This window comes from Streptomyces sp. TBY4, from assembly GCF_024213195.1.
Lineage (GTDB): Bacteria > Actinomycetota > Actinomycetes > Streptomycetales > Streptomycetaceae > Streptomyces.
In genome coordinates, this window is the sequence record NZ_JANAVF010000028.1 from 32,777 (window position 1) to 40,681 (window position 7,905).

Here is a 7,905-nt window from a genome sequence, read left to right on the forward strand (position 1 = left end):
CGAGTCCTGTTTATAGTCAACATGACTATAAAGAGATCGGGGTGGGGCACCATGGGGTGGCAGACGAGCTGGACCGAGATCCTCGGCTTCGTCACGGGGGCCGTGTGCGTCTGGCTGGTCGCCCGGCAGCACATCGCCAACTGGCCGGTCGGCATCGCCAACAACCTCTTCTTCATCGTGCTGTTCGCCCAGGCCGGCCTCTACGCCGACGCCGGGCTGCAGATCGTCTTCATCGCCCTCGCCGGCTACGGCTGGTGGTCCTGGACCCACGGCGGCGCCCCGGGCACCCGCACGGCCCTGCCGGTGCGCCGCACCACGGCCGCCGAGTGGGGCGTACTGGCCGCGGCGGGGGCGGTGGCGGTGCTCGGCCTCACGCTCCTCCTGAGCCGGGCCACCGACTCCACCGTCCCGTTCTGGGACGCCCTGACGACCGGGCTCTCGCTCACGGCCACGTACGGGCAGTGCCGCAAGCTCGTCGAGTCCTGGTGGCTGTGGATCGCCGCCGACCTCGTCTACATCCCGCTGTACGCGTACAAGGGGCTCTACCTGACCTCGCTGCTCTACGTCGGCTTCCTCGCCCTGTGCGTGGCCGGACTGCTCGGCTGGCGCCGGGCGCTCCCGGCCCGCGGAGCCCGGGACGCGCTGGGGGTGACGGCGTGAAGCGCTACGGCCACGGGCTGGTCCTCGGCAAGTTCTATCCGCCGCACACCGGCCACCACCACCTGGTGCGCACCGCGCAGGACCAGTGCGAGCGGCTGACCGTACTGGTCTGCGCGGCCTCCGTGGAGTCCGTACCGCTCGCCGACCGGGTCGCCTGGATGCGCGAGGCGCACCCGGGGGCCGAGGTGGTCGGCGCGGTCGACGACATCCCGGTGGACCTCGAGGACCCGGCCGTCTGGGAGGCCCACATGGCGATCTTCAGGGGTGCGGTGCGCCGGTCGGTCGACGCCGTCTTCACCTCCGAGGCCTACGGGACCGAGCTCGCGCGGCGGTTCGGAGCCGAGGAGGTCTGCGTGGACCCCGGCCGCAGCCTCTTCCCGGTGTCCGGCACGGCCGTACGGGCCGACCCCGCCGGGAACTGGGAGTTCCTGGGGCCCGCCGTACGGGCCGCGCTGACCCGGCGGATCGTCGTACTCGGCGCCGAGTCCACCGGTACGACCACGCTGTCGCGGGACCTCGCGGCGCACTGGCGGGCGCGGGGCGGGGTGTGGGCGAAGACGGGCTGGGTGGCGGAGTACGGCCGCCGGTACAGCGAGGAGCGGCTCGCGGCGGCCCGTGCGGCGGACCCGGCGGCGACCTGGGCCGACGTGAGCTTCAGCCCGGCGGAGTTCCCGGTGATCGCGCGGCGGCAGGACGCCGACGAGGAGCGGGCGGCCCGGCTGGGATCACCCGTGCTCTTCTGCGACACCGACTCCTTCGCCACCGGGATCTGGCACGAGCGGTACACGGGAGCGCGCAGCGCGGAGGTCGAGCGGATCGCCGCCGGGACGCGGCGGGACCTGTACCTGCTCACCGACCACGCGGACGTGCCCTTCGAGGACGACGGGCTGCGCGACGGGGAGGAGCTGAGGCCGTGGATGACCGGGCGGTTCCTGGAGGAGCTGGAACGGACCGGGCGGCGCTTCCTGGTGCTCCGCGGGGACCGGGAGACGCGGCTGCGGGCGGCGGCGGCGGCCGTCGACGGGCTCCTGGCGGAGGGCTGGCACTTCGCGGACCCGCTTCCGGAGCGGGTGTCGGAGCGGGTGTTGGGGCAGACGGGGGAGCGGAGCCGATGAGTGACACCGGAACCGGACAGGGGCACGGCCCCGGGTACGACCCGTACGCCTTCGCGCCCTTCGCGGTGACCGTCGACCTCGCCGTCCTCACCGTGCGCGGCGGAACCCTGCACGTGCTGCTGATCCGGCGCGCGCAGGAACCGTACGCGGGCGCCTGGGCGCTCCCCGGCGGCTTCCTGCTGCCGCGGGAGTCCGCCGAGACGGCGGCCCGCCGCGAACTCGCCGAGGAGACCGGTCTGTCGGAGCAGGTGATCGACGGTCTGCACCTGGACCAGCTGCGCACCTACAGCGAACCGGACCGGGACCCGCGCATGCGGGTGGTCTCGGTGGCCTTCACCGCGCTCGTCCCCGACCTGCCGGAACCGGCGGCCGGCGGCGGCGGGGACGCGGACCGGGCCCGCTGGGTACCGGTGGGGGATGCCTGCGCGCCGGCCTTCGGACTGGCCTTCGACCACGCGGAGATCCTCGCGGACGCCCGTTCCCGCGTGGGCTCGAAGCTGGAGTACAGCTGTCTGGCCACCGCCTTCTGCCCGCCGGAGTTCACCCTCGGCGAGCTCCAGGCCGTCTACGAGACCGTCTGGGACACCGTCCTGGACCGCCCCAACTTCCGCCGCAAGGTCCTGGCCACGCCCGGCTTCGTCGAGGCCGTGCCCGGAGCCGCCCGGCTCACCGGCGGCCGCGGCAAACCGGCCGCGCTCTACCGGCCCGGACCGGCGACCACCCTGCACCCGCCCCTGCTGCAACCCTCGGAAGGACACACGCGATGACGAGCACGACGAACACGAAGCGGGCGGCCACCGGCGCCCTGATCGGACTGGCCCTGGGCGACGCCCTCGGCTTCCCGACGGAGTTCAACGACGTGCCGGGGATCCTGGCGAAGACCGGCCCGTGGCGGCAGATGGACCTGCCCCGGCCGGCCATCGTCACGGACGACACCCAGATGACCCTGGCCCTGGCCCGTGGCATGCGGACCGCCTCGGAGCGGGGTCGGGTGGGCCCGCTGCGGCTGGCCCGGCCCGTCCGGGAGGAGTTCGTCGACTGGTACCACTCCCCGGAGAACAACCGGGCCCCGGGCAACACCTGCCTGAAGGCCTGCAGCCTCCTGAACCTGCCCGAGCGGGACTGGCGCGACGCCAGCCAGCTCGGCTCCAAGGGCTGCGGGGCGAACATGCGGGTGGCCCCGGTCGGGCTGGTGCCCGGGTGGACGGAGGAGGAGCGGGCCGGCGCGGCCCAGCTCCAGTCGGCCCTCACCCACGGCCACCCGACGGCGCTGGCCGCCTCCGACCTCACGGCGCGGGCGGTGTTCCTGCTGGCGCGGGGCACGGAGGTGACCGGTCTGGTCGGGCAGCTGCGCTCGTACGCCCTCGAGAACCGCACCCGCTACCACGAGCGCTGGCTCGGCGACCTCTGGACGCGGACGGCCTCCGACACCTCGGCCGAGTCCTTCATGGCGCGCGGCTGGGACGAGTGCCTCGGGGTCCTGGACCGCCTCGCGGCCGCCCTGCGCACCCCGTCCCCGGAAACGGACCCCTGCCTGACGACCGGCGACGGCTGGATCGCCGAAGAGGCCCTGGCCACCGCCCTCCAGTGCTTCCTGCTCTTCCCGGAGGAACCGCTCCTGGCCCTGCGCCGCGCGGCCTGCACGGCAGGCGACTCCGACTCCATCGCCTGCCTGGCCGGCGCCTTCGCCGGCGCCCACCTGGGCGCGGACGCCTGGCCCCGCGATTGGGAGGGCCGCATCGAGTACCGCGCGGAACTCCTGTCCTTCGGCACCCTCTGGGACGCGTGAAGGGTGCTCGACGTGAGGGAACTCGACCTGACCGCCGTAGTCGCGGAACAGCCGGACCCGCTGCTCTTCGCGACGGTCTCCGGTGCCCACCTGTACGGGTTCCCCTCAAAGGACTCGGACGTGGACCTGCGCGGGGCGCACCTGCTGCCGGCGGCGGAGCTGCTCTCGCTCCGCGACCCGGAGGAGACCCGCAGCCGGATGTGGTTCCGGGACGGCACCGAGATGGACCTGGTCACGCACGACCTGCGCAAGTTCGTCCGGCTGATGCTCAACCGCAACGGCTACGTCCTGGAGCAACTGCTGTCCCCGCTGGTGGTGCACACGACGCCGACGCACCAGGAGCTGGTGTCGCTGGCCCCCGGGGTCCTGACCTCGCACCACGCGCACCACTACCGGGGCTTCGCGAACACCCAGTGGCGGCTCTTCGGGAAGTCCGCCGAACTGAAACCGCTGCTCTACACGTTCAGGGCGCTGCTCACCGGCATCCACCTGATGCGCTCGGCGCGGGTGGAGGCGCACCTGCCCACGCTGCTCGACGAGGTCCCGGAGGCGCCGGGGTACCTGGCCGGGCTCATCGAGGCCAAGGTGGAGGCCGAGCACGGCGCCGCCACCGGGGTGGACGCGGCTCGGGTGGAGCGGGACTTCGAGGCGCTGCACGGGGTGCTGGAGGCCGCGCAGGGTGCCTCGTCGCTGCCGGAGCACGCGGACGCCTTCGACGCGCTCGACGAGCTCGTCGTGCGGCGGCGGGGCGGTTAGGGCTGGGCTGTGGCCGATGTTCGGCGGGTGCGCAGGAGGAAGTCCTCGATGCGGGGGAGGTTCGGGGACTCGGGGAGGGGGGTCTTCTTGAGGGCGGTTTCGGATTCTTCCGTCAGGAGGGTCATCCAGGCGTCGACCTCCTCCCAGGTGAGCTCGCCGCGGCGGACCGCGAGGAGGCGGTCGCGGTAGGGGGTGGCGTCGATCACCAGGCGGCCCGTGCGGAGCAGGTCGCGGCAGGACAGGAGCAGGCGCAGCAGGTGCATGGCGTGCTTCCAGCGCGGGGCGCCGTGGTTGCGGAGGTCGCCGAGGAGTTTGCCGCGCTGGGAGACGGCGTACCGGCTGAAGGTGACGTGGGCCCGGCGGGAGAGGAACGCCCCGCGGAGCGAGAGGAGTTCCTCGCCGACCGGGGCGAGGTCCTCCACGAGCGGGGAGTGGAGGACCTCCAGGATGTTCGGGTTGGCGCGCAGCGCGAGTTCGCAGAAGCGCTCCAGCTCCCACGAGAACTCCTCGTCCCGGGGCCCCTCCACGTGCGTGGGCGGCTTCTCGAAGCGCCAGAACAGCGGCGTCGGGGCGAGGTAGACACCGCGCCGGTCGGTGTCGCTCGCCTCCGTCGCCAGGCCGAACGCCCTCGAACCCATCACGCAGGAGTAGACCGTGTGGTCCCTGACCAGCGTGAGTGCGAGCGGGTCGGGCGTCGGTTCGTTCGGGTCGGCCTCGTTCATCCCGCGAGGCTAGTGCGGGGGCCGCGGGCTACGCGAGCGAGATTTCGCCCGCCGGGGAGACGGTGATCTTCTTCTCCTCCAGCGGCTTGGTGGCCGGGCCCTTGGCCACCGCGCCGTCCGCCACCTTGAACTTGCTGCCGTGGCACGGGCAGTCGATGGTGCCGGCCTCCACCTTGTTCACCAGGCAGCCCTGGTGGGTGCAGACCGCCGTGAAACAGCGGAAGGTGCCCGCCGTCGGCTGGGTGACGACCAGCTTCTCGTCCTTGAGGACCGTGCCGCCGCCGACCGGTACCTCCGAGGATTTGAGCAGGGGCTTCTTCTCCTCGGCCGGCGCGGGGGCCTTCGAGGCCGGTGCCGGGGTCTGCGAGGCCTGTGCCGAGGGCGTGCTGCCGCCCTCGGCCTTGGGCTTCGTCTCTTCGGATCCGCCGCACGCGGTCAGCGCGCCGCCTGCAAGGACGCTCGCGCCGGCCGCCAGTACCGTGCGCCGGGCGGCGCGGGTGGGGTCGCTCATGACTTCTCCTCGGGTGATCGCCGGGATGACGAGAGGCATCCTGGCGTGCGACGGGCTCCAGGAACACCCCGCCACGCCTTGGCTCAGCCCTCCGGAGGCAGGGGAACGAGTTCCGCCGCCCCGCCGGGGGCCCGTACGACCTCCCACACGCGGACCACGGCCTCCCGGTTCAGCGGTCCGTGGACGTGCGGATAACGGAGCCCCGCTTCACCCTCCCGGCGGACCTCGGAGGTGAGGGCGTGCTCGTCGAGCTCCACGGCGAGCAGCGTGCCCGGTACGTCCGCGTAGTGCGCGGCGGCGATCGCGAGCACCGTCTCCGGATCCGCCGAACAGTGCACGAAACCCTCGGAGTCGAGGGAGGCGGGGGCGTACGGGCGCGCGGGATCGGCGCTCCAGTCGGCGAGCGGTACGAGGTGGAAGATCATGCCGATCGTTCTACCGCCCGCCCTGCCGCGGTCGATGCGCGGCCCTGCTCCAAGTGGCAGACACGCCCCGATTGGGTGACATTGTCCGTATCTCGAAGCCGGGTGCGCCGATGTCCGCGCGCCCGGTCCCTCTTCGAAAGGCAGCACCATGGCGGGCAATGACCTCGGCTCCCTTCTCGGCGGCCTCCTCGGCGGCGGTGGACAGGGCGGCAGCGGCGGCGGCAACATCCTCGGCTCCCTCCTCGGCGCCCTCATGGGCGGCGGCGGCGCGGGCGGCGCCCAGGCCGCCGGAGGCGCGGGGAACAACCCGCTCGGCGGGCTGCTGGACATGCTGACCAAGTCGGGTCTGGTCGACCAGGCCCAGTCCTGGGTCGGCACCGGCGAGAACCAGCCGGTCAGCGGCGCGGAGATCGCCAAGGCCCTGCCGGACGACACCCTGGCCAAGGTCGCCGAGCAGGCGGGCGTCACCCCGGAGGCCGCCGCCGACCAGATCGCACAGGCGCTGCCGCAGGCCGTGGACAAGCTGACCCCCGAGGGCTCGGTCCCGAGCGGCTCGCTGGAGGACATCATCAAGGCACAGAACCTCTGAGCGGCCGGCTCCTCTGAGCGACTGGACCTCTCAGCGACCCCGGTCCTCGCGAGGACGGCTCCCGAGGGCCCGGCGTCCCGTCCCAGCGGACGGGACGCCGGGCCCTCGCGCCGTCCCCGCTGGCTACCCTGAGGCAGGCACCGACGCCCACACCCCCGTTGCACCTGGAGCGCACCCCGTGAGAACCGCCGTCGTCATCGGAACCGGACTGATCGGCACCTCCGCGGCGCTCGCCCTCGCCGCCCGCGGCATCGCCGTCCACCTGTCCGACCGCGACCAGGGGCAGGCCCGTACGGCCGCCGCGCTGGGCGCCGGCACGGAGGAGCCCTTCCAGGGCAAGGCCGACCTCGCGGTCATCGCCGTACCGCCCGCCCACGTGGCCGCCGCCCTCGCCGACGCCATAGGCCGGGACCTGGCCCGCGCCTATGTGGACGTGGCCAGCGTCAAGGGCGGCCCGCGCCGGGAGCTGGACGCGCTCGGAGTGGACACCAAGGCGTACATCGGCACCCACCCGATGGCGGGCAAGGAGCAGTCCGGACCCCTCGCGGCCTCCGCCGACCTCTTCGAGGGCCGTCCCTGGGTGCTCACGCCGACCCGGGAGACCGACCACGAGGTGCTGAACCTGGCCCTGGAGCTGGTGGCGCTGTGCCGGGCCGTCCCGGTGGTCATGGACGCCGACGCCCACGACCGGGCCGTCGCGCTGGTCTCGCACACCCCGCAGCTCGTCTCCAGCATGGTCGCGGCCCGGCTGGAGGAGGCCGACGAGACCGCGGTGCGGCTGTGCGGGCAGGGCATCCGCGACGTGACCCGGATCGCCGCCTCCGACCCCCGGATGTGGGTGGAGATCCTCTCCGCCAACCCGGGACCGGTCGCGGACGTGCTCTCCGGGATCGCCGCCGACCTGGAGGAGACCGTGGAAGCGCTACGGGGCCTGCAGTCGGCCGACGAGGACAAGCGCCGGAGCGGGGCCGCCGGCATCGAGGACGTCCTGCGCCGCGGCAACGCGGGGCGGGTCCGGGTCCCCGGCAAGCACGGGGCCGCGCCGACGGTCTACGAGACGGTGGCCGTGCTCATCTCCGACCAGCCGGGCGAGCTCGCGCGGATCTTCGCCGACGCCGGGCGGGCCGGGGTCAACATCGAGGACGTGCGGATCGAGCACGCGACGGGACAGCAGGCGGGCCTGGTCCAGCTGATGGTCGAACCCCGGGCCGTGGCCGGCCTCCAGGCCGAGCTGCGTGAACGCGGCTGGGCCCTGCGCCAGTCCTAGACGAGTCATTCCGAATGCTGACGATGTGTTCGGGAACGCAGACAGGGCGTCCAAGATCGTTGTGTGACGAA

The 7,905-nt window shown here is 73.3% G+C and carries 10 protein-coding genes; 7 read left to right on the forward strand and 3 right to left on the reverse strand.

The features are described from left to right. Positions 1-21 precede the first annotated feature (21 nt). Genes pnuC through NLX94_RS37600 form a run of 5 tightly spaced genes read left to right on the forward strand, consistent with a single transcriptional unit; the run spans position 22 to position 4,320 of the window. Positions 22-660 (forward strand): nicotinamide riboside transporter PnuC, encoded by a 639-nt coding sequence (gene pnuC, locus NLX94_RS37580; protein ID WP_254387782.1) that lies wholly within the window; start codon positions 22-24, stop codon positions 658-660. Then, positions 657-1,775, forward strand: coding sequence for an AAA family ATPase (locus NLX94_RS37585; RefSeq protein ID WP_254387783.1), 1,119 nt, complete (start codon positions 657-659; stop codon positions 1,773-1,775). The genes pnuC and NLX94_RS37585 overlap by 4 nt, the downstream gene beginning before the upstream one ends. Beyond that, positions 1,772-2,542 (forward strand): NUDIX domain-containing protein, encoded by a 771-nt coding sequence (locus NLX94_RS37590; RefSeq protein ID WP_254387784.1) that lies wholly within the window; start codon positions 1,772-1,774, stop codon positions 2,540-2,542. The genes NLX94_RS37585 and NLX94_RS37590 overlap by 4 nt, the downstream gene beginning before the upstream one ends. Beyond that, on the forward strand, positions 2,539-3,564 hold the full coding sequence (locus NLX94_RS37595) for an ADP-ribosylglycohydrolase family protein (RefSeq protein WP_254387785.1): 1,026 nt from the start codon (positions 2,539-2,541) through the stop codon (positions 3,562-3,564). The genes NLX94_RS37590 and NLX94_RS37595 overlap by 4 nt, the downstream gene beginning before the upstream one ends. Before the next feature lie 3 nt (positions 3,565-3,567). Continuing rightward, complete coding sequence (locus tag NLX94_RS37600; RefSeq protein ID WP_254387786.1) at positions 3,568-4,320, forward strand: DNA polymerase beta superfamily protein; 753 nt, start codon at positions 3,568-3,570, stop codon at positions 4,318-4,320. On the opposite strand, the gene NLX94_RS37605 is transcribed toward NLX94_RS37600, so the two are convergent. The 3 genes from NLX94_RS37605 to NLX94_RS37615 form a co-directional block, all read right to left on the reverse strand. After that, a complete protein-coding gene (locus tag NLX94_RS37605) occupies positions 4,317-5,042 on the reverse strand; it encodes a DNA polymerase beta superfamily protein (RefSeq protein ID WP_254387787.1) in 726 nt (241 codons plus the stop codon). The genes NLX94_RS37600 and NLX94_RS37605 overlap by 4 nt on opposite strands. Positions 5,043-5,070: 28 nt before the next feature. Continuing rightward, positions 5,071-5,553 carry a Rieske (2Fe-2S) protein gene (locus NLX94_RS37610; protein WP_254387788.1) on the reverse strand — a complete coding sequence of 161 codons (483 nt, stop codon included), beginning with the start codon at positions 5,551-5,553 and terminating at the stop codon, positions 5,071-5,073. 83 nt (positions 5,554-5,636) lie between these two features. Then, positions 5,637-5,978, reverse strand: coding sequence for a DUF952 domain-containing protein (locus tag NLX94_RS37615; RefSeq protein WP_254387789.1), 342 nt, complete (start codon positions 5,976-5,978; stop codon positions 5,637-5,639). 148 nt (positions 5,979-6,126) lie between these two features. On the opposite strand from NLX94_RS37615, the gene NLX94_RS37620 reads away from it, so the two are divergent. Further along, the gene (locus NLX94_RS37620) at positions 6,127-6,567 is read left to right on the forward strand and encodes a YidB family protein (RefSeq protein ID WP_254387790.1); all 441 of its coding nucleotides are present in this window, start codon (positions 6,127-6,129) and stop codon (positions 6,565-6,567) included. Between the two features lie 178 nt (positions 6,568-6,745). Next, positions 6,746-7,834: a prephenate dehydrogenase gene (locus NLX94_RS37625; RefSeq protein WP_254387791.1), complete on the forward strand. Its 1,089-nt coding sequence runs from the start codon at positions 6,746-6,748 to the stop codon at positions 7,832-7,834. Positions 7,835-7,905: the final 71 nt, after the last annotated feature.